General features: G+C 34.3%; 24 protein-coding genes. 23 read left to right on the top strand and 1 reads right to left on the bottom strand.

Translation table 11 applies throughout. The annotated features are described in order from the left end of the window. Nucleotides 1–67 precede the first annotated feature (67 nt). From NYE52_RS13480 to rpsA, 8 genes are all read left to right on the top strand, one after another. Complete coding sequence (locus NYE52_RS13480; RefSeq protein ID WP_341193539.1) at nt 68–1,036, top strand: YpdA family putative bacillithiol disulfide reductase; 969 nt, start codon at nt 68–70, stop codon at nt 1,034–1,036. Between the two features lie 38 nt (nt 1,037–1,074). After that, the gene (gene prsW, locus NYE52_RS13475) at nt 1,075–1,749 is read left to right on the top strand and encodes a glutamic-type intramembrane protease PrsW (protein ID WP_341193538.1); all 675 of its coding nucleotides are present in this window, start codon (nt 1,075–1,077) and stop codon (nt 1,747–1,749) included. Between the two features lie 194 nt (nt 1,750–1,943). Continuing rightward, entirely contained in the window at nt 1,944–3,068 is a 1,125-nt protein-coding gene (sleB, locus tag NYE52_RS13470) for a spore cortex-lytic enzyme (RefSeq protein WP_341193537.1), read from the top strand. A 14-nt stretch (nt 3,069–3,082) separates the two neighbouring features. Continuing rightward, entirely contained in the window at nt 3,083–4,429 is a 1,347-nt protein-coding gene (ypeB, locus tag NYE52_RS13465) for a germination protein YpeB (protein ID WP_341193536.1), read from the top strand. Nucleotides 4,430–4,824: 395 nt separating this feature from the next. Continuing rightward, nucleotides 4,825–5,496 carry a flagellar brake protein gene (locus NYE52_RS13460; protein WP_341193535.1) on the top strand — a complete coding sequence of 224 codons (672 nt, stop codon included), beginning with the start codon at nt 4,825–4,827 and terminating at the stop codon, nt 5,494–5,496. Nucleotides 5,497–5,657: 161 nt separating this feature from the next. Next, a complete protein-coding gene (locus tag NYE52_RS13455) occupies nt 5,658–5,831 on the top strand; it encodes a DUF5359 family protein (protein ID WP_341193534.1) in 174 nt (57 codons plus the stop codon). Between the two features lie 276 nt (nt 5,832–6,107). Next, nucleotides 6,108–6,785: a (d)CMP kinase gene (cmk, locus tag NYE52_RS13450; protein WP_341193533.1), complete on the top strand. Its 678-nt coding sequence runs from the start codon at nt 6,108–6,110 to the stop codon at nt 6,783–6,785. Nucleotides 6,786–6,974: 189 nt separating this feature from the next. Continuing rightward, on the top strand, nt 6,975–8,114 hold the full coding sequence (gene rpsA, locus NYE52_RS13445; protein WP_341193532.1) for a 30S ribosomal protein S1: 1,140 nt from the start codon (nt 6,975–6,977) through the stop codon (nt 8,112–8,114). A gap of 71 nt (nt 8,115–8,185) precedes the next feature. Here rpsA and NYE52_RS13440 read toward each other — a convergent pair whose 3' ends face one another. Beyond that, the gene (locus tag NYE52_RS13440; protein WP_341193531.1) at nt 8,186–8,323 is read right to left on the bottom strand and encodes a YpzI family protein; all 138 of its coding nucleotides are present in this window, start codon (nt 8,321–8,323) and stop codon (nt 8,186–8,188) included. 216 nt (nt 8,324–8,539) lie between these two features. Here NYE52_RS13440 and NYE52_RS13435 point away from each other — a divergent pair, with 216 nt between their 5' ends. The 15 genes from NYE52_RS13435 to aroH all read left to right on the top strand — a co-directional run bounded on the left by NYE52_RS13435 (nt 8,540) and on the right by aroH (nt 24,058). Then, entirely contained in the window at nt 8,540–9,148 is a 609-nt protein-coding gene (locus NYE52_RS13435) for a YphA family membrane protein (RefSeq protein WP_341193530.1), read from the top strand. Continuing rightward, on the top strand, nt 9,145–10,035 hold the full coding sequence (locus NYE52_RS13430) for a YIEGIA family protein (protein WP_341193529.1): 891 nt from the start codon (nt 9,145–9,147) through the stop codon (nt 10,033–10,035). The genes NYE52_RS13435 and NYE52_RS13430 overlap by 4 nt, the downstream gene beginning before the upstream one ends. After that, nucleotides 10,032–10,217, top strand: coding sequence for a capping complex subunit for YIEGIA (locus NYE52_RS13425; RefSeq protein WP_341193528.1), 186 nt, complete (start codon nt 10,032–10,034; stop codon nt 10,215–10,217). Before NYE52_RS13430 ends, NYE52_RS13425 begins: the two co-directional genes overlap by 4 nt. A gap of 498 nt (nt 10,218–10,715) precedes the next feature. After that, the gene (gene der / locus NYE52_RS13420) at nt 10,716–12,026 is read left to right on the top strand and encodes a ribosome biogenesis GTPase Der (protein WP_341195190.1); all 1,311 of its coding nucleotides are present in this window, start codon (nt 10,716–10,718) and stop codon (nt 12,024–12,026) included. Between the two features lie 17 nt (nt 12,027–12,043). Continuing rightward, complete coding sequence (locus NYE52_RS13415) at nt 12,044–13,093, top strand: NAD(P)H-dependent glycerol-3-phosphate dehydrogenase (protein ID WP_341195189.1); 1,050 nt, start codon at nt 12,044–12,046, stop codon at nt 13,091–13,093. A 714-nt stretch (nt 13,094–13,807) separates the two neighbouring features. After that, on the top strand, nt 13,808–15,286 hold the full coding sequence (spoIVA, locus tag NYE52_RS13410) for a stage IV sporulation protein A (RefSeq protein WP_341193527.1): 1,479 nt from the start codon (nt 13,808–13,810) through the stop codon (nt 15,284–15,286). Nucleotides 15,287–15,839: 553 nt separating this feature from the next. Beyond that, nucleotides 15,840–16,112, top strand: a complete 273-nt coding sequence (locus NYE52_RS13405; RefSeq protein WP_016203034.1) for an HU family DNA-binding protein — start codon at nt 15,840–15,842, stop codon at nt 16,110–16,112. A gap of 348 nt (nt 16,113–16,460) precedes the next feature. Next, the gene (locus tag NYE52_RS13400; RefSeq protein ID WP_341193526.1) at nt 16,461–17,252 is read left to right on the top strand and encodes a heptaprenyl diphosphate synthase component 1; all 792 of its coding nucleotides are present in this window, start codon (nt 16,461–16,463) and stop codon (nt 17,250–17,252) included. A gap of 3 nt (nt 17,253–17,255) precedes the next feature. Then, complete coding sequence (locus NYE52_RS13395) at nt 17,256–17,957, top strand: demethylmenaquinone methyltransferase (RefSeq protein ID WP_341193525.1); 702 nt, start codon at nt 17,256–17,258, stop codon at nt 17,955–17,957. 325 nt (nt 17,958–18,282) lie between these two features. Then, on the top strand, nt 18,283–19,245 hold the full coding sequence (gene hepT, locus NYE52_RS13390; RefSeq protein ID WP_341193524.1) for a heptaprenyl diphosphate synthase component II: 963 nt from the start codon (nt 18,283–18,285) through the stop codon (nt 19,243–19,245). Between the two features lie 137 nt (nt 19,246–19,382). Beyond that, entirely contained in the window at nt 19,383–19,829 is a 447-nt protein-coding gene (gene ndk / locus NYE52_RS13385) for a nucleoside-diphosphate kinase (RefSeq protein ID WP_341193523.1), read from the top strand. 637 nt (nt 19,830–20,466) lie between these two features. Further along, entirely contained in the window at nt 20,467–21,240 is a 774-nt protein-coding gene (locus NYE52_RS13380) for a CheR family methyltransferase (protein ID WP_341193522.1), read from the top strand. Between the two features lie 197 nt (nt 21,241–21,437). After that, entirely contained in the window at nt 21,438–22,610 is a 1,173-nt protein-coding gene (gene aroC, locus NYE52_RS13375) for a chorismate synthase (RefSeq protein ID WP_341193521.1), read from the top strand. Continuing rightward, the gene (aroB, locus tag NYE52_RS13370) at nt 22,610–23,692 is read left to right on the top strand and encodes a 3-dehydroquinate synthase (RefSeq protein WP_341193520.1); all 1,083 of its coding nucleotides are present in this window, start codon (nt 22,610–22,612) and stop codon (nt 23,690–23,692) included. The genes aroC and aroB overlap by 1 nt, the downstream gene beginning before the upstream one ends. Then, entirely contained in the window at nt 23,693–24,058 is a 366-nt protein-coding gene (gene aroH / locus NYE52_RS13365; RefSeq protein WP_341193519.1) for a chorismate mutase, read from the top strand. Nucleotides 24,059–24,067 lie beyond the last annotated feature (9 nt).

The raw sequence follows: 24,067 nt of genomic DNA, 5'->3' as shown, positions 1-24,067 counted from the left end.
ATTTAAAATCAATAGAATCTTTCATTAGAGGTTAGCCCTTTTTGTAAAATGTTAGGAGTGAACAATTTTGATAAGAGAAGAAGCAATTATAATTGGTGCTGGTCCATGTGGTCTGGCAGCGGCAATCGCTTTAAAGGAAATAAATATAAATCCACTAATTATTGAAAAAGGAAATGTCGTAAATGCTATACATGGTTATCCGACGCATCAGACATTTTTCAGTACAAGTGAGAAGCTGGAGATTGGAGAAGTAGCTTTTTTAACAGAACAATATAAGCCCAATCGTAACCAGGCATTAGTATATTACCGAGAAGTTGTTAAAAGAAAAAAACTGAGAATTAATGCATACGAAGAGGTACTAGAGGTTCAGAAAACAGAAGGAATGGAGTTTATTGTTCATACGAAAAAAGCAGATTATATAGTTCCTTATATTGTAGTTGCGACTGGATATTATGACCATCCTAATTATATGAATGTTCCAGGTGAAGAGTTGGAAAAGGTAATGCATTATTTTAAAGAGGCACATCCTTATTTCAATCATAATGTAACTGTTATAGGTGGGAAAAATTCAAGTGTGGATGCTGCAATTGAACTTGTGAAAGCTGGCGCAAACGTAACCGTTTTATACAGAGGTAGTGAATATTCTTCAAGCATAAAGCCTTGGATATTACCAGAGTTTGAATCATTAGTGCGAAGAGAAGTAATAAAAATGGAATTTCAAGCAAATGTGGTTGAAATAAAAGAAGCTACGCTTGTATATGAAGTAAATGGTGAGCTTCATGAGATAGAAAATGATTTTGTGTTTGCGATGACTGGATATCACCCTGACCATGATTTCTTAAAAAACATGGGTGTTAGAATTGAGAAAGAAACAGGGAGACCTGTATTTGACCCGGAAACAATGGAAACGAATGTGAAGGGGATATTTATTGCTGGGGTAATTGCAGCTGGGAATGATGCAAATGAAATCTTCATCGAAAATGGCAAATTTCACGGTGCACAAATAGCGAAAGCTATCTCAGAAAAAAATAGATAGGTCCAAACACTCTTTAACAGGGGAAAAGGGGAAATGAAATGTTGGCGATTTTTTCAGCCGGAATAGCGCCTGGTTTAGCATTATTAAGTTATTTCTATTTAAAGGATCAATATGATTCAGAACCAATTTCGCAAGTGATGCGTACTTTTATCACTGGCGCACTTCTAGTTTTTCCAATCATGTTTATTCAATATGTGCTACAAACAGAGAATGTCATTCCAGAAGGGATTTGGAGCGCATTAATTACTACCAGTTTATTAGAAGAATTTTTTAAATGGTTTATCCTTTTTTATACAGCAGTAAAACATGCTGATTTTGACGAACCTTATGATGGTATAGTATATGGAGTTGCCGTTTCATTAGGTTTTGCTACCATGGAAAATATCCTTTACTTAGTCGCGAATGGACTAGAATATGCTATAGGAAGGGCGTTGCTTCCTGTTTCAAGTCACGCCCTTTTTGGGGTAATTATGGGTTATTATTTTGGGAAGGGTAAATTCATTGTGCCTAGAGGAAAATGGCTCGTGTACTCCCTTCTTGTTCCTTTCCTCCTTCATGCTGTGTATGATTATATTATTTCTATGGAAAAAAACTGGCTGATTATTATTACTCCATTTATGCTGTATTTATGGTGGTTAGGACTTAGAAAAGTAAAGAGTGCTAGAGAATTAAGTAAGGAACCAATTCAAAAAATGACAGGTACTTCTATGTAACCAGTATTAAGGGGAATATTTACCACTTAGAAAAAAGAAGTTTCTTAAACCTCTTTATAGTAGGGATGAATAGTAATACCAGTTTTAAGAAAGTAGAGTGAAAAACATCACTCTGCTTTTTTTTTGTATAAAAAACCAATTGCTACAAAAAATACAGTTAATGTTAATAGTATTTAGTTATGGGGGTAATAAGCATGAATAAAAAGTTTTTACTCACAAAAATTGCGGTCATTCTTTTTGTTATGGTAGAACTACTAGTATTCCCTTTTCATGAACAAAAAGTGCATGCTTTCTCTGAACAAGTTATTCAGCATGGCGCAGTAGGGGAGGACGTTATTGAATTACAAGCTAGACTGCAATACGTAGGTTATTATAATGGAAAGATTGATGGTGTTTTTGATTGGCAAACGTATTGGGCATTAAGGCACTTTCAATATGAATTTGGATTGCCGATTGATGGTTTAGCAGGCTCTAAAACGAAAGAAAAGCTAGCTCGCGCAACCAAATACAATGAACAATTTGTAAAAGAACAAATAAATCGTGGGAAAAAGTTTTCTCATTATGGTGGAGTTGATTTAGAGAAACAAAAGACTCCTTCTTCTACTAATAAAAGTACAACAAAAAAACAAGCGAAAAAATCAAGTGATAAGACAGCGAAAAAATCAAGTAATAAAACAGCAAAAAAACCAAAATCAACACAAAAATCAAGCAGTAAAACAGCAAAAAAACCAAGCAATAATACAGCGAAGAAGCAAGTTGGAACACAAAAAAATACAAATAATAGCGGACAATCAACCCAAAATAATAATACAGCTGGAAATCAGAACAATAACGGGGCAAGTGCTGAGGGAGGTTCCGCAGCAGGTAATAATAGCGCTCCAACACCACAAAATACAGCTAATAGTAATGGTGGTGAAAATACTACTGGGAAAGAAGCAACAGCAGCAAATGTTCCAAACGGGTTTTCACAAAATGATATTCAATTAATGGCTAATGCTGTATATGGTGAGGCAAGAGGTGAGCCATATGTAGGACAAGTAGCTGTTGCGGCAGTTATTCTAAACAGAGTTAATAGTGCTACATTCCCAAATACAGTCTCTGGTGTTATTTTTGAACCACGTGCTTTTACAGCGGTTGCTGATGGACAAATATGGCTTACTCCAAATGAAAGAGCGAAAGAAGCCGTGTTAGATGCTATAAATGGATGGGATCCTACTGGGCATGCTTTGTATTACTTTAATCCAGATACAGCAACTAGCGCATGGATTTGGGGTCGACCACAAATTAAACAAATAGGCAAGCATATATTCTGTAAATAGTGGGGTGAAATAAAATGTTAAGAGGAATATTAATAGGAGTATTAACACTCGGTATCGCAGGGGTAGCCTATTGGGGCTATCAGGAGCATAAAGAAAAAAATGCTGTTCTATTAAATGCGGAGAATAGCTATCAAAGGGCTTTCCATGATTTAACGTATCAAGTCGATTTGCTTCATGATCAGATTGGTACAACTTTAGCGATGAACTCTCAAGAGTCCCTTTCTCCTGCATTGGCAGAAGTATGGAGAATTACATCGGAAGCTCATTCAGATGTAGGTCAGTTACCGTTAACATTGCTTCCTTTTAATAAAACAGAAGAGTTTCTATCGAATATAGGAGATTTTAGTTATCGTACAGCAGTAAGAGACTTAAATTCGAAACCATTATCAGATGATGAGTATAAGAAATTGAAAAAATTGTATACAGAAGCAGCAGACATCCAAGATGAATTACGTAACGTTCAGCATTTAGTACTTGAAAATAATCTTCGTTGGATGGATGTGGAGATGGCATTGGCCACCAATAAACAATTAGATAACACCATTATTGATGGTTTAAAAACGGTAGAAGATAAAGTAGAAGGTTATCAGGAAACAAGTTTTGGTGTGACAAATGTTAATATGGAAAAGAAAGATGAAAATTTCCAACATTTAAAGGGTAAGACGATTTCTGAAAAAGAAGCAGAAAAAATTGCAAAGGAATTTGCTGAATTTAAAAATCCAGTTGATGTGAAAGTTACAGAAAATGGAGAAGGAGCAAATTATGGCTTTTACAGTGTTACATTAAAAGAAAAGGGAAGCGACAAAGAAGCAAACATGGATATTACAAAAAAAGGTGGATATCCAATATGGTCTATCGTTTCCCGAGAGGTTAAAGAAGATAAAATTAGCTTGAATGAAGCAAATAATCATGCTGTGAAATTTTTAAAAGATCACAAATTTAAAAATTTAGCATTATTCGAAAGTATGCAGTATGAAAATATAGGTGTGTTTAATTTTGTCACAGAAGTCGATGGTGTAAAAATATATCCAGATAGTATTAAAATGAAAGTAGCATTAGATAACGGAAATATCATCGGATTTGCAGCTGAGGATTACTTAATGGCAAATACAGAAAGAAAAATTAAGGATCCTGTGATTTCCAAACAAGATGCATTAAAGAAAATCAACAAACAGGTTAATATTATGGATGATGGTTTAGCAATCATCCTAAATGATCTGAACGAAGAGGTTTTATGTTATGAGTTTATCGGGACATTAGGAGAAGATACTTATCGGATATATATTAATGCGGATAATGGCACGGAGGAAAAGGTAGAAAAATTAAAGAATGCTGAGCCTGTATATGAAGAAGTAGTCTAATAAAGGACAGTTTCATCAATTTGGGATTCCTTCATCCCCTGGTTGAGCCTTATTGAAATTTAAAAGTGGGATAAAATTAGGAAGAGTAATAGCTGTCAACAGGCTCTAAAACGAGGATGTTGACAGTTTTTTTTATGAACATAAGCAGATAGGAAGAATTTGGATTGTGGAAGTTATACATTATTAATGGATGCTATTGCCAAATATAAAACATTCATGCAATAATGAATCATAAAAGTAGGTATTTAGATAGAATAGGAAATAATTTCGTGAGTCTTTATGACTACAGCTGAATATCTACAATATAACAAAGCAAACAATTTAAATAAGTTAACATACATAATAATGCTATAAAGATTATATGCCAACGTCAATAAAAGGAAAGTGTGAGAAAAGTGATTTCAATTGGAGATACATTTATTATTGAACCGATTCACGGGAAAGAAAAAGTGGAACAATATAAAAGTCGTGTTTTAGGAGTAGAGGAAAAATCCATTAATATTGAATATCCAATTCATATGGAAACAAATAAACTGCTTTTCCTAATGAATGGTGCTCAATTAAGAGTGAATTTTGTAACAAGCGAAGGAGTTGCTTATTTATTCCATTCAGAAGTAATCGGAAGAAAAAAGGATAATAATGTACCAGTACTTATTCTTTCATTGCCTGAAAAGGATCAAATGATCAAAATTCAGCGAAGACAATTTGTACGAATAGAAACAAGTATTGATATGGCCATTCATCCATTGGAGATAGAAAATCCCTTTAAACCATTTACAACTGTATCTTTAGATTTTAGTGCAGGTGGAGCAGCTGTCATTGTTCCTAAAGATATAAAATTGCAGGAAAAGAATAAGATTAAAGTTTCATTAGTCTTACCATTACAAAACGGTGAGTATAATTATTTGCATTTAGATGCGGAAATCAAAAATATCATTAATTATAATGAAAATAGCGATAAAATGTCCATTGAATTTTTAAAAGTCGATCCAGTCGATCGTCAATCCATGTTAAGATTTAGTTTTGACCGTCAACTCTCTTTAAAAAAGAAAGGGCTGGAAATCTGAATAAAGGCTTACAAATACTCCGATACTAAATATATAACATTTAAACTTTAAAAGGATAAATCGGGAAAGTTTTAATGGAAAGTGCTTTTTTTGAATGATCACTTGGAAGTTTTCCTTTGTCGTTCGATTTTAGGAGAAGCTAGTATATAGGAGTGTTTCTAGTGAAAATAGTAGAAAGAATTCTAATAAAGATAATTATGGTTCAAATCGCTTTTTTTATAGTAGGTCAAATGTTTCATATGTGGGATTTTATACCGGAAATAAGGACGATTACACAATATGAAGGTGTAATGGATTCTAATTTTATTTCCTTTCTTGAGACTTTTGGAAGATAAGTAATCTTCTGCAAGGAATGATTGGTTTCAATGTTTTAATGGGATACACAAAAGTGTAATATAAATTAGCTGATATTATTAATAAAAAATCAAGAGAATATGTTAAAATAAAAGATAGTTAAGCCACATGAAAAGGCTAGCTCTCTTAATGATGATGTTGCTTCCAATTTGTATTAGCCTAATCAAGCGATAGACTAATTTGGAGGAAGTGTAAATGATTAAGAAATTTTATAATATGATAATTGGTATATGTGAGCCAGTAGTTCAGGAGGATTTATGGAAAAGAAAATTAGCATTGCAATTGATGGTCCCGCAGCTGCAGGGAAAAGTACTGTTGCAAAGATTGTTGCGGAACAATTAGGATATATTTACATTGATACAGGTGCGATGTATAGAGCATTAACCTATAAAGCAATAAATCATAAAATAAATCTAGAAGATGAAGAAAATTTAATAAATATGTTAAACGAGACAGTAATTGAATTGTTCCCAGGAGAACAAGGACAATTAATTTTCCTAGATAGCAAAGATGTTACAAAGGAAATTCGTACAAGTGAAGTAACAAACTCTGTTTCCATTGTTTCAAAGCATAAGCTTGTTAGGGAAGAAATGGTTAGAAGACAGCAAATGTTTGCAGTAAATGGTGGAGTGGTAATGGATGGTAGAGATATCGGTACTCATGTAATTCCTACCGCCGAAGTGAAGGTATTTCTTTTAGCTTCTGTAGATGAAAGAGCAATTAGAAGGCATAAAGAGAACATACAAAAAGGATATAATTCTGACCTGGAACAATTAAAACAGGAAATTGCTGCTAGAGATAAACTGGATTCAGAACGTGAAATTGCTCCTTTGAAGAAAGCGGATGATGCAATCGAAATCGACACAACTTCTTTATCAATCAACGGTGTAGTTGATAAAATAATGGAACTAACAAGAGAAAAAATAAGCAATTAACGCTAATAGATGAAAGATTCATTTAATCTTTCAAACTACTCTAGTATTTCTTACTTGACAAAAAAACAAGTTTATAAGAAGTTTAAAGAGAAGCATTTTTCAAAATTCGTATGCATGATTAATTTATTAAAGCTGCATGATCATTTTAATAGAATGTTTAGGCAGGATAGAGTCGAAGGAGGAGTACATATGTCTGAGGAATTAAATGATGTAGTCGTAAATAATTATACTGTTGGAGACGTAGTAAATGGTCAGATTACGAAAGTGGAAGAAAAACAGGTAATTGTTGCAATCAGTGATAGTAAACTCGATGGAATTATTCCAATAAGTGAATTATCTAGCTTGCATATTGAAAAAGCGAGTGATGTTGTTTCAGAAGGAGACAAGCTCGAATTAGAAGTAATAAAAGTGGAAGAGGATGCCCTTGTTTTATCGAAAAGAAAAGTCGATGCTGAAAAAGCATGGGATCAACTTGAAGAGAAGTTTAAATCTGGCGAAGTTTTTGAAGTAGAAGTAAAAGACGTTGTTAAAGGTGGACTTGTTGTTGATCTTGGTGTAAGAGGCTTTGTACCAGCCTCCTTAGTTGAAGCTCATTATGTAGAAGATTTTTCTGATTACAAAGGTAAGACAATTTCTTTTAAAATTGTTGAATTAGAAAAAGATAAAAGTCGCCTTATTTTATCCCATCGTGCAGTAGTGGAGGAAGAGAAAAATAAGCAAAAGCAAAATCTTCTTGACTCAATTGAAGCTGGTCAAACACTAGCTGGTACCGTTCAAAGAATTACTGATTTTGGTGCATTTGTTGATTTAGGAGGCATTGATGGATTAGTTCATATTTCTCAATTGTCACATGAACATATTTCTAGCCCTACAGATGTAGTCCAAGAAGGACAAGAAGTAAATGTGAAGGTGCTTAGTGTAGATCGCAATAATGACCGTATCTCTTTATCTATTAAAGAAACACAGCCAGGACCGTGGACTAATATTGCAGATCGTGCTGAAAAAGGTAGTGTACTAGACGGAACTGTTAAGCGTATTGTTTCATATGGTGCGTTTGTAGAAGTGTTTCCAGGTGTAGAAGGGCTTGTGCATATTTCACAAATTGCCCATAAACATATTGGAACTCCACACGAAGTGTTAAAAGAAGGACAAGACGTTCAAGTGAAGGTTTTAGATGTCAACGAAGAAGAACAACGACTTTCTTTAAGTATTAAAGAACTAACAGAGAAAGAAGTGGATGAGGAAGAAGTATATGAGCTTCCTGAAGAATCAAAAGGTTTCCAATTAGGTGATATGATTGGAGAACAATTGAAAAAGTTGAAAAACTAACTTCTTAGTTTCATACAAAAGAAGAAACCATACAAGGGGTGGCTATTTTAGGTCCCCCCCTTTTTGTATGCTTACTTATTATCATTTAATAATCTGCCCTCTTCAGGACTCTGTAATCGAGTTGCCCCATTATAATGAAGAGCTTGATCACGGTCGGACTCCACTCTTTTACTCTTTTTTAATTTTTTCTCCTGTCTATCCTTACCCATAGAAATCGCCTCCTGTCTATTCATACTTCCATTAATAAAATGGACCCTTCTACTTCCTGAGAAGTTTCTTTTTAGTATTCTGCAGAATACCGAAAACTACTTCATGAAAAAACTTCCTCTAGAAAATCCGAATAGCCATTTCCTCTGGTTCTTATACTTTTTTCGTTTAAATTACATAGTTCCGAGACATAATGGGAAAATAGGAGAGTGAGAATATTGGAAGGATCACTATTTTTATTTTGTACATGGTTCTTATGGATTATTACCACATTTTTTATGAGTAAAGACGATAAAAAGCGCACGAAATATTCTGTTTATACTTTAGTAGCAATTATTTTAAGTCCGTTTAGATGGGAATGGAATAATGGGAGTGTTTCCGTTTTACTTCTGGTCATATTGATTATTTCGTTTTTTTATACAGGGCGTTTACAATGGAAGTCCTCCATTTATATTATTGTATCGTCCTTTTTTATGATGTTAGCATATACAACGTATGAGCTTATGGCAATAATTGATCCGGTATGGGTGTTATTACCTGATCCTTGGTTAAAAGCATGTATATTATTTGTTTTAGTTATCCTGATACATAGAAATATCCTTTGTCAAATGCTCATTTTGCTTATTGGAAGTATTAATGGAGAAATTTTATTGAGTGGTATTTTAAGTAATTATCAAAGAGATTATCATATTGGTTCCATGCCTTTTTTTGATTTTTTAATGCTTGGTGTCCTTGGCTTTTTATCCCTTTTTTATATAAAAGAAAAGCTTGTGAAATGGGAAGAGCATGTCTTTATGCTTGAAAAGGAGAGACAAAAAAATATATGAGTAATTTTACTTATCCAATTCTATTTGGAGTAATTATTGGAACAGCTTTAAGGATGTATATGTTGCGAACAGATTATCGTCAATATCCTACATATCTACACGGGAAAATCATTCATATCGCATTAGGCTTCATCGCGGCAGGTTTAGGAGCGGTAGCTATTCCAGCTATCCTAAACAAAGATTATACGGCAGTTACATTTTTAACTGTTGCAGCATCCCAGTTTCGAGAGGTTAGAAATATGGAAAGGAACACACTAACAGAATTAGATAGTTTTGAAATGGTTCCAAGAGGAAAAACATACATTGAAGGAATTGCCATTGCTTTTGAAAGTAGAAACTATTTAGTTATGTTTGCGGGACTTATAAGCACATTTGGCTATATTGCCTATAATGTATGGACAGGAATTCTTGCAGCGATCATCTCTGTTTTTGTAGCGAAAAAACTGATGTCAGGTGGTAAATTAAAGGATATTGTGGATATTACATACTCGAAGCCGACGTTTAAAGATTCTGGTTTATATGTTGATACTATTTATATCATGAATATTGGCTTACCAGAACGGCAGAAGGAAGTATTGAAATACGGAATGGGCTTTATCTTAACACCTAAAAATTTTAATGCCAGAACTACTATAGCAAACCTAGGTCAAAGGCAAGCGATTTTATATGATGTAACCACTGCTCTTGGTGTTTATCGAGACTCAGGAACTCCGGCCTTAGTACCGTTAGCAAAAAGAGATTTAGAAGATGGTAGGGTGGCAGTATTTGTTTTACCTCAAATACAAAATGAAAAAAAAGCGATTCGGATTATTGGAGCCGTTCCAACGTTAGAAAATGCTATTCGAATGCCAAGTAAACGTATAGAAAGAGAGGGGGAGGTAGAGTGAATTTAGAGAAATACATATTAGCCTCTATTACGACTGATCCAAAAAAGGTTGCTCCAGGCTGTGGTGTGTTTTATTGTGAAAATACAACTGAAATGGAGAAGGTGGCCACTAACTTAGAAGCTATATTAGATGGTATTGCTCATAAAATTGGAGAGGAAGTTTATATTATTGTAAAACATTAAATGTCTTAAAAATCTAAAAAAATAAATGGTTACACAAAAAGAAATACAGTTTTAGGTTGCTAGTATATCATCTCTTTGATAAAATGTTTTAGTTAGGGGTCTGCCTCACTACTTAGGGTTAGCCCCTATTTTTACGATTTTTTGTTAAAGGGTATTACTTGAGCAATTGATTATTGGTTTCATTCTGTTTAGAATCTTATGAATAAGTTTTTCATTTTGCTTTATTATTGCTATATTTTATTAGGAATCTAAAATTCCTATCTAAGCATGATTGATAAGCAGTTTTTTACTAAAAAACAACAAGTTCGACTGATAAAGAATTCTATTGTAGACGAAGCTATAAAAGCGTAAGGTACAATTTTTAAGTGCTTGCGTTCATAAACTAATAAATAATCTAAGAATGTTCTTTAACACCTTGATTACCTAGCTTTGAAGGGCTCATTGCCGAGGAATCATGTTGCATGGATAAATGATAAATGTGTGAAGGGAATGATAGCGATGGCTAAACCAGTTATTGCGATAGTTGGACGACCTAATGTAGGGAAATCGACTATCTTTAATCGGATAGTAGGAGAACGTATTTCAATTGTAGAAGATATACCAGGTGTAACGAGAGATCGCATCTATAGTTCAGCAGAATGGTTAAACCATGATTTTAACCTTATTGATACAGGTGGTATTGATATAGGAGATGAACCATTTTTAGATCAAATTCGCATGCAGGCGGAGATAGCAATAGAAGAAGCAGATGTTATTATCTTTATAACAAATGGTCGTGAAGGCGTTACTTCTGCAGATGAAGAAGTTGCAAAAATTTTATATAAGGCAAAAAAACCTGTAGTACTTGCAGTCAATAAAGTTGATAATCCTGATATGAGAGATCAAATTTATGATTTTTATGCGTTAGGTTTTGGAGAACCATTTCCAATTTCAGGATCACATGGTTTAGGTCTTGGGGATTTATTGGATGAAGCTGCAAAGCATTTTCCAAAGCGCGATACAAAGGATTATGATGATGATGTTATAAAATTTTCTCTAATTGGGAGACCTAACGTTGGAAAATCTTCTTTAGTAAATGCAATGTTAGGGGAAGATCGTGTAATTGTAAGTAATGTAGCGGGAACAACGCGCGATGCAATTGATTCTGAGGTAACGGTTAATGGCGAAGAGTTCGTAATTATTGATACTGCAGGAATGAGAAAAAAAGGAAAAGTATACGAGTCTACAGAAAAATACAGTGTATTAAGAGCATTACGTGCAATTGAAAGATCGGATGTTGTTTTAGTTGTCATTGATGGAGAAGAAGGAATTATTGAACAGGATAAAAAAATAGCTGGATATGCACATGAGGCTGGAAGAGCTATTATTATTGTTGTCAATAAATGGGATGCAGTAGAAAAAGACGAGAAAACAATGAAAACTTTTGAACAAAACATTAGGGAACATTTCTTATTTTTGGATTATGCTCCAATTGTTTTCCTTTCTGCTAAAACGAAAAAACGTATTCATACTTTAATACCAATGATTAAAGTTGCTAGCGAAAATCATACGCGCAGAGTAGAAACTAGTGTGTTAAATGATGTCATTATGGACGCTGTAGCAATGAATCCTACTCCAACAGACAAAGGAAAACGACTAAAAATATATTATACTACGCAAGTTGCTGTTGGACCGCCAACCTTTGTAGTGTTTGTAAATGATCCAGAATTACTTCACTTTTCTTATGAGCGATTTTTAGAAAATCGAATTAGAGATGCATTTGGTTTTGAAGGAACTCCGATTAAAATCTTTGCAAGAGAAAGAAAATAAAAGAGGTGTTAAGAATGATGAAAGATAAAAAATCCGTAGCGATGATTGGCGCTGGTAGCTGGGGAACAGCACTTTCATTAGTACTTGGCGACAATGGTCACAGTGTCCGTATTTGGGGTAAAGATGAGAAAACTATTGCTGGGATAAATAGCCTCCATGTAAATAGCAAATATTTACCCGATATTACCTTGCCTAAAGAAGTAGTGGGAACTACTTCTTTAGAAGAAAGTGTACGTGATGTAGATTTTATTATTTTGGCTGTACCAACAAAAGCGATGCGTGAGGTAACTTCGCAATTGCTGCCATATATTAATGGGCCGAAAACATTCGTTCATGTTAGTAAAGGAATAGAACCTGGAACATTAATGCGAATTTCTGAAATACTCGAGGAAGAGATACCTGAAAATAAGCGTAAAAGCATTGTTGTACTATCAGGCCCTAGTCATGCGGAGGAAGTGAGTCTACGTCACCCTACGACCGTTACAGTATCCTCTAAGAATATGACTGAAGCGGAGCTAGTACAGGATTTATTTATTAATCATAATTTTCGAGTTTATACAAATCCAGATTTAATTGGTGTTGAAATTGGCGGAGCATTAAAAAATATAATTGCTGTTTGTGCAGGGATTGCTGATGGTTTAGGGTTTGGTGACAATGCGAAGGCTGCATTGATCACAAGAGGCCTTGCAGAAATGGCAAGACTAGGAACGAGAATGGGTGCGAATCCGCTCACATTTGCAGGTCTGACTGGAATTGGAGATTTGATTGTTACTTGTACAAGTGTCCATTCTAGAAACTGGAGAGCAGGTAATATGCTTGGAAAAGGTCAAAAGTTAGAAGAAGTTCTAGATAAAATGGGAATGGTTGTGGAAGGGATTCGTACAACAAAAGCAGCACAACAACTGTCTGAAAAATACGATGTAAGTATGCCTATTACCAATGCCCTATACCAAATTTTATTTAATGGTCAAGATGCAAAAGGGGCTGTAGAGAGCCTAATGGCAAGAGGGAAAACAAATGAAATGGAAGATTTAATAAACATTCTTGCCTCCCAATACATAGAATAAGAAAAAGATGTGTATTCGTAAATCCTTTTTTATAAAAGGATGAAAAAGGAATCTTTTTATGCAAATATAGGCGTTTTAATGGATCGAAAATGTAAGTAATAACATAAAATGCTTTGAAGCAACCTAGTGGAATGAACAGGGTTTGGGTCAAATAGTCAATGAATAATCAAAGTAAGAAGTTTCCCCTACTTTTTACTTTGATTTTTTTGTTTTATCCAATATTTTTTGCCTATAATTACAATGAAGGAGGGTTGAATGATACGTTTCCACGTCAGTCTAAATGAGACATTTTATGACCGTTATGATGTCAAGAATGAGTTTGCAATTCTTAATAGACTATGCTTACGAACTTTATTCATCCCATCCTTGTCTCATTTCTATCTCTTTTCCAAACAAAAATGTCATATCCCTTCTCTTCTTGTATATATTGAAGAGAAGGTTTTTTATTTTATGCATAAAAGATTAATGGGATAATGATTGCCTTTATATGAATGATGCTAGTTCGAGTAACAAATAAAACGTATCATTGGGGACCATTTATGCGTTCATAAACAATTAACTTGCTATGTAAATATAAAAACTAGCAAAAAAAAAGGAGGAAAAATAAAAAATAAGTCATAAAGAGATAGGACAACATCATAAATATATATTGTCTAATAGTATTAAATGGATAATTCTATCCCATGTACTAGGAAAAGTTCAGGAGGGGATCACTTGGAAAAGGTAAATATTTTTAAAGATATTGCCGAAAGAACGGGCGGTGATATTTACTTAGGTGTAGTAGGTGCAGTACGTACTGGAAAATCAACTTTTATAAAAAAATTCATGGAATTAGTTGTCATTCCGAATATGGAAAATGAAGGGGAAAGAACACGAACAAAAGATGAGCTTCCTCAAAGTGCAGCAGGAAAAACAATTATGACAACAGAACCGAAGTTCGTTCCGAATCAAGCGGCCTCTATTAAAGTAGATGATGGATTAGAAGTGAATATTAGGCTTGTTGATTGTGTTGGCTATACAGTACCTGGAGCACAAGGGTATGAGGATGAGAATGGACCGAGAATGATAAATACACCTTGGTATGAAGAGCCTATTCCATTTCATGAAGCTGCTGAAATCGGAACTAGAAAGGTAATTCAAGAACACAGTACAATTGGAGTAGTCATTACTACAGATGGTACAATTGGGGACATTCCGAGAAGCAATTATCTAGAGGCTGAGAATAGAGTAATTGAAGAACTAAAAGAGGTTGGAAAACCGTTTATTATGATTATAAACAGCGCACAGCCGTATCATCCTAATACGGAGGCATTAAAGAATGAGCTTTCTGAGAAATACGACATCCCAGTAATTGCTATGAGTGTAGAAAGTATGCGCGAAACAGATGTCTTAAATGTGATGCGTGAAGCATTATTCGAGTTTCCGGTTTTGGAAGTTAATGTTAATTTGCCAAGCTGGGTAATGGTATTAAGAGAAAATCATTGGTTAAGAGATAATTATCAAGAAGCAGTGAAAGAAACAGTAAAAGACATTAAGAGATTAAGAGATGTAGATAGAGTAGTATCTCAATTTAGTGAATATGAATTTATTGAAAATGCAGGTCTTGCAGGAATTGAAATGGGGCAAGGGATTGCGGAAATTGATCTATTTGCACCAGATGAGTTATATGATGATATTTTGAAAGAAATTGTAGGGGTTGAGATTAGAGGAAAAGACCATCTACTAGAATTGATGCAAGATTTTGCTCATGCAAAAACGGAATATGATCAAATTTCAGATGCATTAAAAATGGTGAAGCAAACAGGCTACGGGATAGCAGCTCCATCTTTAGTAGATATGAGCTTAGATGAACCAGAAATTATCCGTCAGGGCTCAAGATTTGGAGTTAGGCTTAAAGCTGTTGCGCCGTCTATCCATATGATTAAGGTAGATGTAGAAAGTGAATTTGCGCCAATTATTGGATCTGAAAAACAAAGTGAGGAATTAGTTAGATACTTAATGCAGGATTTTGAAGATGATCCATTATCTATTTGGAATTCAGATATCTTTGGACGAAGCTTAAGCTCTATTGTCCGAGAAGGAATTCAGGCTAAGCTTTCCCTTATGCCAGAAAATGCTCGCTATAAATTGAAAGAAACATTAGAAAGAATTATCAATGAAGGATCTGGTGGACTAATAGCAATTATTTTGTAAGAACTCTATTTTTAGGGTTCTTTTTTTTGTGTGTGTATGGGCATTTTTATTAGAGTAAGGAAAATTCTTTGCTAAAACGTAGAAAAATACTTTGCTTTACCCCTCAGCGTATATATAGTAGAACGAATCTGTCATCATACTTTTTAAATAGTAAGAAAGCTTTTTTATCTTATACCACTATTTTTTTTAATAAAAACTACTTCCAATTAGTAATGTAGTAAGTTTAATTTTGGGTTAAAATGGTAATTATATGGGTGTAATGTTACGCTTTTATTTCAAAATGAGAAAATATTGCTATCAATATATAAAATTTCTTGATATGCATAAATGATTATGATAATCTTTTAAAGGAATTAGCGTTATATAAGGTTTCTTAATCTTTCTTAAAAGATTTAAGTTGCTTTATACTTGAATAATTCTTTGAGTGTACAAATATATGTCATTTAAGAAAAAATTCGGTAAGACGTATATAATTCCGTTAATTTGTTTACAAATAAAGATATGAAACTAATTTTAAGCTTTTATTTGAAACACTCGGGAGGAGGTGAAAGGCATGAACAAGACAGAATTAATCAATGCAGTTGCTGAAGCAAGTGAACTATCAAAAAAGGACGCTACTAAAGCAGTTGACGCTGTTTTCGATACAATCTTGAATGCTTTAAAAGATGGTGATAAAGTACAACTTATCGGTTTTGGTAACTTTGAGGTACGTGAGCGTGCGGCTCGTAAAGGTCGTAACCCACAAACTGGTGAAGAAATTGAAATCGCAGCAAGTAAAGTTCCTGCTTTTAAACCAGGTAAAGCACTTAAAGATGCAGTGAAATAATAATTACATACAATAATAGTATTTCACTAAAACCGCGAAATTATCGCGGTTTTTTTATGCGATTTTTTAGAAGAAACGAGATAAAACTTAGTACTCAAAATGAGTAGATAAATTTGATTAAGAGAGAAAATTCTTTCCTAAGTAGCTATTCTATCCCTTTACATTCTCTTGTGATATAATATTTAGAATATGTGATAGAAATGGAAAAGCTCTTTTATAGACTATTGATTTTTTTAGGAATAAGATTGGAATCCTTGAATGGTTTTGAATCAGAAAGTCAACAATTTATAAAAGAGTATGAATAGATAACCGCGAATATTGGAATAAATGGGGAACAAGGGTGATGTTATGGCTATACAAGAATTATTAGAGAGAGTAAAAATAAGAGTGGCTGAGAAAACCGCGAATCATTATTTGCAAAAACATATACCAAATCCGAATTTGGATGAGCAGAAGCTATTACTAACAATATCTGTCTTATTACAGGCAAATATAAAAAAACAAGATATTATTACATACGCAACAACTATTACACTTATTCAGATTGCCCTTGATACCCATGAGCTAGTAACAAATGAAAAGATGCATAAAGGGAATGAAAGAAATAGACAGTTAACTGTATTAGCAGGTGATTTATACAGTGGACAATATTATAAAATATTGGCTGAAATGGAAGACTTTAAAATGCTGAAATTTTTAGCAGAAGGCATTAAAGAGGTTAATGAGAATAAAATATATTTTTACCATCATAATGCCAAAAATATAGATCAAGTAATAAAGAGTTTAAAAAATATCGAAGGTGCATTAATCCAAAAACTTGTGGACTTTTATCACTTGGATGGATGGAAAGCTTTGGTTGAGGAAACCGTATTTCTTCATCGAATCCGAAAAGAAAAAGAGTTATTTTATCATACAAACACTTCAATGGTGGTAGAGGCTTTTTGTAAGTATGAGAATAATAACCATTTAATAGCATTAAATAATAAAGATGCAGTGTTAGATAAATATATTAAAGAGTCAAGCTCTCGCGTAGAAGAGTTACTAGAAAATCTTCCTGCATTACAAGCTGAGTTTCGAGAAAATGTCTGTCAGTTATTAAATGTAATAAACAAACAACAATTGTACGTAGAGGAAGGGTAAAAAATGCAAGAGCAGCAGTCTAAAGAAGAAAAGGTACATAATGTATTTGAAAAGATTTATGGTAACTATGATAAAATGAATTCCGTTATTAGCTTTCAGCAGCATAAATTATGGCGGAAAGATACGATGAAACGTATGAATGTCCCAAAAGGCGCAATGTGTTTAGATGTATGCTGTGGAACGGCTGATTGGACCATTAGCTTAGCGGAGCAAGTTGGACCTAATGGACAAGTGATTGGTCTTGATTTTAGTGAAAATATGTTAAGCATTGGGAAACAAAAAACAACTGACTATCAAAACATACAACTAATTCATGGGAATGCAATGGAATTGCCATTTGCTGATAATCATTTTGATTTCGTCACAATCGGCTTTGGTTTACGAAATGTTCCAGACTATTTAACCGTTTTAAAAGAAATGAGAAGAGTAGTAAAACCTGGGGGGATGGTTGTTTGTCTAGAAACATCACAGCCAACCATGCCTATTTTTAGACAAGGTTATTATTTATATTTTAGCTATATCATGCCACTTTTCGGTAAACTATTTGCCAAAAGCTATAAGGAATATTCATGGCTACAAGAATCTGCACGTGACTTTCCAGGTATGAAAGAACTTGCTACTATGTTTGAAGAAGCAGGCTTGAAGAAAGTAGGCTATAAGCCTTATTTTGGCGGCGTGGCAGCAGTTCACTTCGGTTATAAGTAAAAAGTGAACATTACTAATTATTATTTATAGAGTTGGAAGTCATTAAGAATAGATTTTGTTTTTAAGAAAGGTTTTAAGCAATGGTTGTTTTCTTAAAGATTGTTGTTTTTCAAAAATAAATTAATTAGAAATACTGAGCAGCCTGAAATACACTTAAGACTCCAGTGGGATTAGGTAAACAAATGAGAATAGAATTTGCCTATGAAAAGGGAAGTGAATGATGACTGCTCACTTATTGAAACATATTATAAATCTACATGTTTTAAGGTGTAGTAAAAAAATACATAATTATTTCAAAATATCGATACAAGTTGGGTGGTAGTTAGTGAAATTAAAAATGATGTACTCATTTTTGAATTCTGATATAGAAAAAATTGAGGAAGCATTAGAAGAAACAGTTCATGCAAACTCCATTATTTTGCGAGAATCCTCATTACATTTATTACAAGCAGGCGGAAAAAGAATTCGACCAATATTCGTATTGCTTGCGGGACAGTTTGGGAATTACGATATTCATAAAATAAAAAAGGCTGCTATCTCATTAGAATTAATTCATATGGCATCGTTAGTTCACGATGATGTAATAGATGATTCAGATTTAAGAAGAGGTCAGCCAACTATAAAAGCTAAGTGGGATAATAAGGTTGCAATGTATACAGGGGATTATATTTTTGCTCGATCGATAGAAATTATGAGTGAGATAAATAAGCCAGAAGCACACCGAGTTCTTGCCAATACAATAGTGGAACTTTGTATCGGAGAAATTCAGCAAATAGAAGACAAATACCGATTTGATCAAAATATTAAAGATTATTTTCGTAGAATAAAAAGAAAAACAGCTCTATTAATATCAGCTAGCTCTTTGGTGGGTGCAATCGTTTCGGATGTCGAGGAAGAGTATCAGCAAAAGTTAAATAAATTTGGCTATTATGTTGGTATGTCTTATCAAATTATAGATGATGTACTTGATTTTGTTGGTACAGAAAAAGAATTGGGGAAACCTGCTGGCGGAGATTTACTTCAAGGAAATATAACATTGCCTGTTTTATTTGCAATGGAAAAAGAAGAGGTCCGAAAACAAGTAATGACAGTCCATGAAGACATGGGGAAAAAAGAATTAACGGAGGTTATTGCTAGTATTAAAAATACAGATGCAATTGATCGATCCTTGCACATTAGTGATATGTATTTAAATAAGGCTCTTCATACTATTCGTGATTTGCCAAATGGAAAAGCAAAATCGGCACTTATTAATATTGCTAAATATTTAGGGAAACGCAAATTTTAATAGGAAATGTTTATCATTAATAGTATCACATAGTATGAAAACGCTTAAAAAACCTTTTGCAATATTTGGATTTTTATGTTAAATTCTTCATGAATGAGCCTGTTTGCTAGTCTAATACATATGGTAGGAGTGAGCTTATGGAAAGAACATTTCTAATGGTAAAGCCAGACGGTGTACAAAGAAACTTAATTGGGAAAATCGTAGCACGATTTGAAGCAAAAGGTTTTCAACTTGTTGGTGCAAAGCTTATGAATATTTCGGAAAATTTAGCAGAAAAACATTATGCAGAGCATAAAGGTAAGCCGTTTTATTCGCAATTAGTAGATTTTATAACTTCTGGTCCCGTATTTGCCATGGTATGGCAAGGAGATGAAGTGATTACTAAAGCAAGACTGATGATGGGAAAAACAGACCCGTTAGATGCTTTGCCAGGAACCATTCGAGGCGACTTTGGAGTAGTGAAACATAAAAATATTATTCATGGGTCTGACGGAATAGAAAGTGCACAAAGGGAGATTTCTCTATTCTTTAGCGAGGAAGAATTAGTAGAGTATAACAAGTTAATAGATAATTGGATTTACTAATATTTACTTAAGATAGCTGTCCTGTTCATGCAGGACAGCTATTTATATTTGTCGGGATGATTTTTTACAGTTGCTTCCGCTTTTCATTGTCTAGCTCCAGCGCCTATCGTCTAGCAAACTTCCGGTCACTTCCCTACGATAAGTCAACATCTATTCACTAGCGTTCATCGTGTTTCCTTTATCTCAGTCAGTGCCCTCCAGTTTGTACGACGATAAACAGTTGCTTCCGCTTTTCATTGTCTAGCTGCAGCGCCTATCGTCTAGCAAACTTCCGGTCACTTCCCTACGATAAGTCAACATCTATTCACTAGCGTTCATCGTGTTTCCTTTATCTCAGTCAGTGCCCTCCAGTTTGTACGACGATAAACAGTTGCTTCCGCTTTTCATTGTCTAGCTGCAGCGCCTATCGTCTAGCAAACTTCCGGTCACTTCCCTACGATAAGTCAACATCTATTCACTAGCGTTCATCGTGTTTCCTTTATCTCAGTCAGTGCCCTCCAGCTTGTACGACGATAAACAGGCGCTTCCGCTTTTCTACTAATTATATGAATTATCGGAATAAAATTTGGCCTTTTTTGGGGAAAATCGTATATACTAAAAAAAGAAGTCGAAATTATGATGGTTGTGAGGAATTTACATGGAGAAGGATTTTCAAGCTTTTATAAAGAATTTTTATAAATTATCAGGAATAGATTTATCTTTATATAAAGAGGCGCAAATGAAAAGAAGGTTGACCTCTCTTTATGAAAAAAAAGGTTTTGCTTCTTTTTCAGATTATTATAAAGCGATACATACGGATAAAAATTTATTGGACGAGTTATTAGATCGAATGACGATTAATGTTTCTGAATTCTACCGGAATTATAAACGCTGGGAGGTATTGGAGAAAAAAATAGTTCCATCTCTTCTTAAAACTAAAACGCAGTTAAAGGTTTGGAGTGCAGCTTGTTCAACGGGAGAAGAACCATATACGTTATCCATGCTTCTTTCTAATGAAATGAAGGTAAAGGATTTCCAAATCCTTGCAACAGATATTGATGTTAATGCATTAGAACGAGCGAAAAAAGGTGTGTATGTAGAAAGAGCATTGAATGAAGTGCCACTCGCTCAAAAGAACAAGTATTTTGAACAACAAGGTACAATGTATAAAATAAAAGATGAAGTGAAAAAAAACGTTACATTCAAAAAGCAAAATTTATTGTCTGATTCATTTGGTGGACCATACGATTTAATTGTATGTAGGAATGTTTTAATTTACTTTACGGAAGATGCAAAAGATTTGCTTTATCATAAATTTGCTCAAGCTTTAAGACCTGGTGGGGTTTTCTTTGTTGGTAGTACGGAGCAAATTTTTACACCAGCAAAATATGGATTAGAAACAGCAGATACATTTTTCTATCGAAAAATATAAACAGTGGCAAAACAACGGGAGCATTTTGTCGTTGCTTTGCCACTGTTTGAATAAGTAGTTAATACATTAACCTTCGGGATTCGATAGATTTGTATAATTTTGCAAAGATTTTTAGGTTTTCTCTATTCATAACTGGAATGGTATGTTATATTGGAACATAATCACTTTAAAGCGTTGAAGGGGGAAAGGGTTTAATTATGAGATATTTAACATCCGGGGAATCACATGGTCCCAAACTAATTACAATTATAGAAGGTCTTCCTGCTGGAATGCCTTTATTAGCTGAAGATATAAATGAGGAACTTGCTAGAAGGCAAAAAGGTCATGGTAGAGGAAGAAGAATGCAAATCGAAACAGATACCGTTGAAATTGGCGGCGGTATTAGACATGGATATACACTAGGTTCACCAGTTTCTTTAATTGTAGAAAATAATGATTGGAAACACTGGACTAAAATTATGGGACAGCAACCATTAGATGAAGCAGAGGCGAATGAGATAAAAAGGAAAATAAGCCGTCCAAGACCCGGGCATGCTGATTTAAATGGTGCTATTAAATATGGCCATCGTGATATGCGAAATGTACTAGAGCGTTCATCAGCTCGTGAAACGACAGTTCGTGTGGCAGCTGGGGCAGTTGCAAAAAAACTCCTATCTTTATTAGGTATTAAAATCGCTTCCCATGTAGTAGAAATCGGTGGAATAAAATCAAATGTAACAGATTATAAATCGATTGAAGATCTTAAGGAAATTACAGAAAATTCTCCTGTACGCTGTTTAGATGAACAAGCTGGCATGGAAATGATGAAGGCAATTGATGATGCGAAAGCCAATGGTGATTCTATCGGAGGAGTAGTAGAAGTAATTGTGGAAGGAATGCCAATTGGTGTTGGTAGCTATGTACATTACGATAGAAAGTTAGATGCAAAGCTTGCTAGTGCAATAATGAGTATTAATGCATTTAAGGGAGTAGAGATTGGGATTGGTTTTGAAGCTGCTAGAAAGCCTGGAAGTGAAGTACATGATGAAATTATCTGGGATAAAGAAACAGGGTATTCTAGAAGAACGAATCGTTTAGGTGGATTAGAAGGCGGAATGACAAATGGCATGCCAATTGTTGTAAGAGGGGTTATGAAGCCAATACCAACCCTTTATAAACCTTTAAAGAGTGTTGATATTGATACGAAAGAAGAGTTTACAGCAAGTATAGAACGAAGTGATAGTTGTGCTGTTCCGGCAGCTTCAGTAGTAGCAGAGCATGCCATCGCATGGGAACTTGCTTCAGCAATCGTTGATCAATTTTATTCTGACCGTTTCGATGGACTTGTTGCTAATATTGCCGAGCATAAAAAGCATGCGAGGGAATTCTAATGCAAACTGTTTCCATTCAAACAGCGTCGAAACAATATGATGTATGGATTGGGGAACGTGTTATTGAAGAGGTAAGGTTTTTTATACAAACAAATTTTGCAGACAGAACAAAAATACTTGTTATTACGGATGAAACAGTAAAAAAGCTGCATTTAGAGTTGTTACTAAAAAATCTTTCCTCCCTACCAGTTATTGCATATACAGTGCCAGCAGGTGAAAAGGCGAAAACCTTTGATGTTTTTTATGCTTGCCTGACCTATATGCTGGAGCAGCATTTGGACCGGAAATCACTAGTGCTTGCATTGGGAGGGGGAGCGGTCGGCGATTTGGCTGGTTATGTAGCAGCGTCGTTTATGAGAGGAATTCCTTTCATTCAAATACCAACAACCATTCTTGCTCATGACAGTGCTGTCGGTGGAAAGGTGGCTATTAATCATCCGCTTGGTAAAAACATGATTGGCGTTTTTAATCAGCCAGAAGCTGTTTTTTATGATACGACCTTTATAACTACTTTACCTATTAGAGAGCTTCGATCAGGATTTGGAGAAGTAATCAAGCATGCGTTAATCAGTGATTCAGCGTTTTATCGTGAATTGCTTTGTCAGATTAGTGATCTTTCAAAAGTTCCATTATCTTATTGGTCTAAGATTCTTGAAAAAGGGATTTTAGTAAAACGTGCAATTGTAGAAAAAGATGAAATGGAATCAAATGTACGCGCCTTTTTGAACTTTGGCCATACACTTGGACATGCAATAGAAGCAGAGATGGGATATGGAAAATTCACCCATGGGGAAGCCGTAGTTATTGGCATGATTTTTGCATTAAAGCTGAGCAAACACCATTACGACTTACCATTTTCGTTAGAAGAGTACATAAACTGGCTGAAGCAGCTCGGATATTCATGCGATATTCCGGGAGATTTAGAAATTGAGCGTTTAATTGATCGAATGAAGCAAGATAAGAAATCAATAAATGGTAGTATTCGTTTTGTCTTATTAAAAGAGATAGGCTACCCTGAATTAGTAGAAATGGACGAAGATGTAATTAGAAAAGAATTAGCGTTATTTAAAGGTGGGAAGTAAATGATTAGAGGGGTTAGGGGAGCTATAACGGTTGAAAATAATGCGGAGATAGAAATATTAACAGCGACTGAAACTCTTGTTAGAGAAATGATAAATTCGAATAATATAAAAGCAAACGATGTTGCTTCTGTATTTTTATCTGTAACAGATGATATAAATGCTGCTTTTCCAGCTAAAGTAATTCGTATGCAAGAAGATTGGACATACGTTCCGGTAATGTGCATGAAGGAGATAGCTGTTCCTCATTCATTAGAAAAGTGCATTCGCATTATGATGCATTGGAATACAGAACTTTCCCAGGATGAGATTCAACATATATATCTTGAGAAGGCGATTCAATTAAGACCAGATTTAACAAAACAATAAATAACTTTT

This window comes from Niallia sp. FSL W8-0635, assembly GCF_038007965.1.
Classification (GTDB): domain Bacteria; phylum Bacillota; class Bacilli; order Bacillales; family Cytobacillaceae; genus Niallia.
The sequence above is the reverse complement of the archived record's forward strand: the minus strand, read 5'-3'. Positions and strand labels throughout refer to the sequence as shown.

What these genes read in the sequence shown, in the direction of transcription:
- ndk (WP_341193523.1), top strand. Translation starts at nt 19,383, where the DNA reads ATGGAAAGAACATTTCTAATGGTAAAGCCAGACGGTGTACAAAGAAAC.
- cmk (WP_341193533.1), top strand. Translation starts at nt 6,108, where the DNA reads ATGGAAAAGAAAATTAGCATTGCAATTGATGGTCCCGCAGCTGCAGGG.
- aroC (WP_341193521.1), top strand. Translation starts at nt 21,438, where the DNA reads ATGAGATATTTAACATCCGGGGAATCACATGGTCCCAAACTAATTACA.
- NYE52_RS13415 (WP_341195189.1), top strand. Translation starts at nt 12,044, where the DNA reads ATGAAAGATAAAAAATCCGTAGCGATGATTGGCGCTGGTAGCTGGGGA.
- ypeB (WP_341193536.1), top strand. Translation starts at nt 3,083, where the DNA reads ATGTTAAGAGGAATATTAATAGGAGTATTAACACTCGGTATCGCAGGG.
- NYE52_RS13380 (WP_341193522.1), top strand. Translation starts at nt 20,467, where the DNA reads ATGGAGAAGGATTTTCAAGCTTTTATAAAGAATTTTTATAAATTATCA.
- NYE52_RS13395 (WP_341193525.1), top strand. Translation starts at nt 17,256, where the DNA reads ATGCAAGAGCAGCAGTCTAAAGAAGAAAAGGTACATAATGTATTTGAA.
- der (WP_341195190.1), top strand. Translation starts at nt 10,716, where the DNA reads ATGGCTAAACCAGTTATTGCGATAGTTGGACGACCTAATGTAGGGAAA.
- NYE52_RS13400 (WP_341193526.1), top strand. Translation starts at nt 16,461, where the DNA reads ATGGCTATACAAGAATTATTAGAGAGAGTAAAAATAAGAGTGGCTGAG.
- NYE52_RS13405 (WP_016203034.1), top strand. Translation starts at nt 15,840, where the DNA reads ATGAACAAGACAGAATTAATCAATGCAGTTGCTGAAGCAAGTGAACTA.
- NYE52_RS13430 (WP_341193529.1), top strand. Translation starts at nt 9,145, where the DNA reads ATGAGTAATTTTACTTATCCAATTCTATTTGGAGTAATTATTGGAACA.
- NYE52_RS13440 (WP_341193531.1), bottom strand. Translation starts at nt 8,323, where the DNA reads ATGGGTAAGGATAGACAGGAGAAAAAATTAAAAAAGAGTAAAAGAGTG.
- aroB (WP_341193520.1), top strand. Translation starts at nt 22,610, where the DNA reads ATGCAAACTGTTTCCATTCAAACAGCGTCGAAACAATATGATGTATGG.
- sleB (WP_341193537.1), top strand. Translation starts at nt 1,944, where the DNA reads ATGAATAAAAAGTTTTTACTCACAAAAATTGCGGTCATTCTTTTTGTT.
- rpsA (WP_341193532.1), top strand. Translation starts at nt 6,975, where the DNA reads ATGTCTGAGGAATTAAATGATGTAGTCGTAAATAATTATACTGTTGGA.
- aroH (WP_341193519.1), top strand. Translation starts at nt 23,693, where the DNA reads ATGATTAGAGGGGTTAGGGGAGCTATAACGGTTGAAAATAATGCGGAG.
- prsW (WP_341193538.1), top strand. Translation starts at nt 1,075, where the DNA reads ATGTTGGCGATTTTTTCAGCCGGAATAGCGCCTGGTTTAGCATTATTA.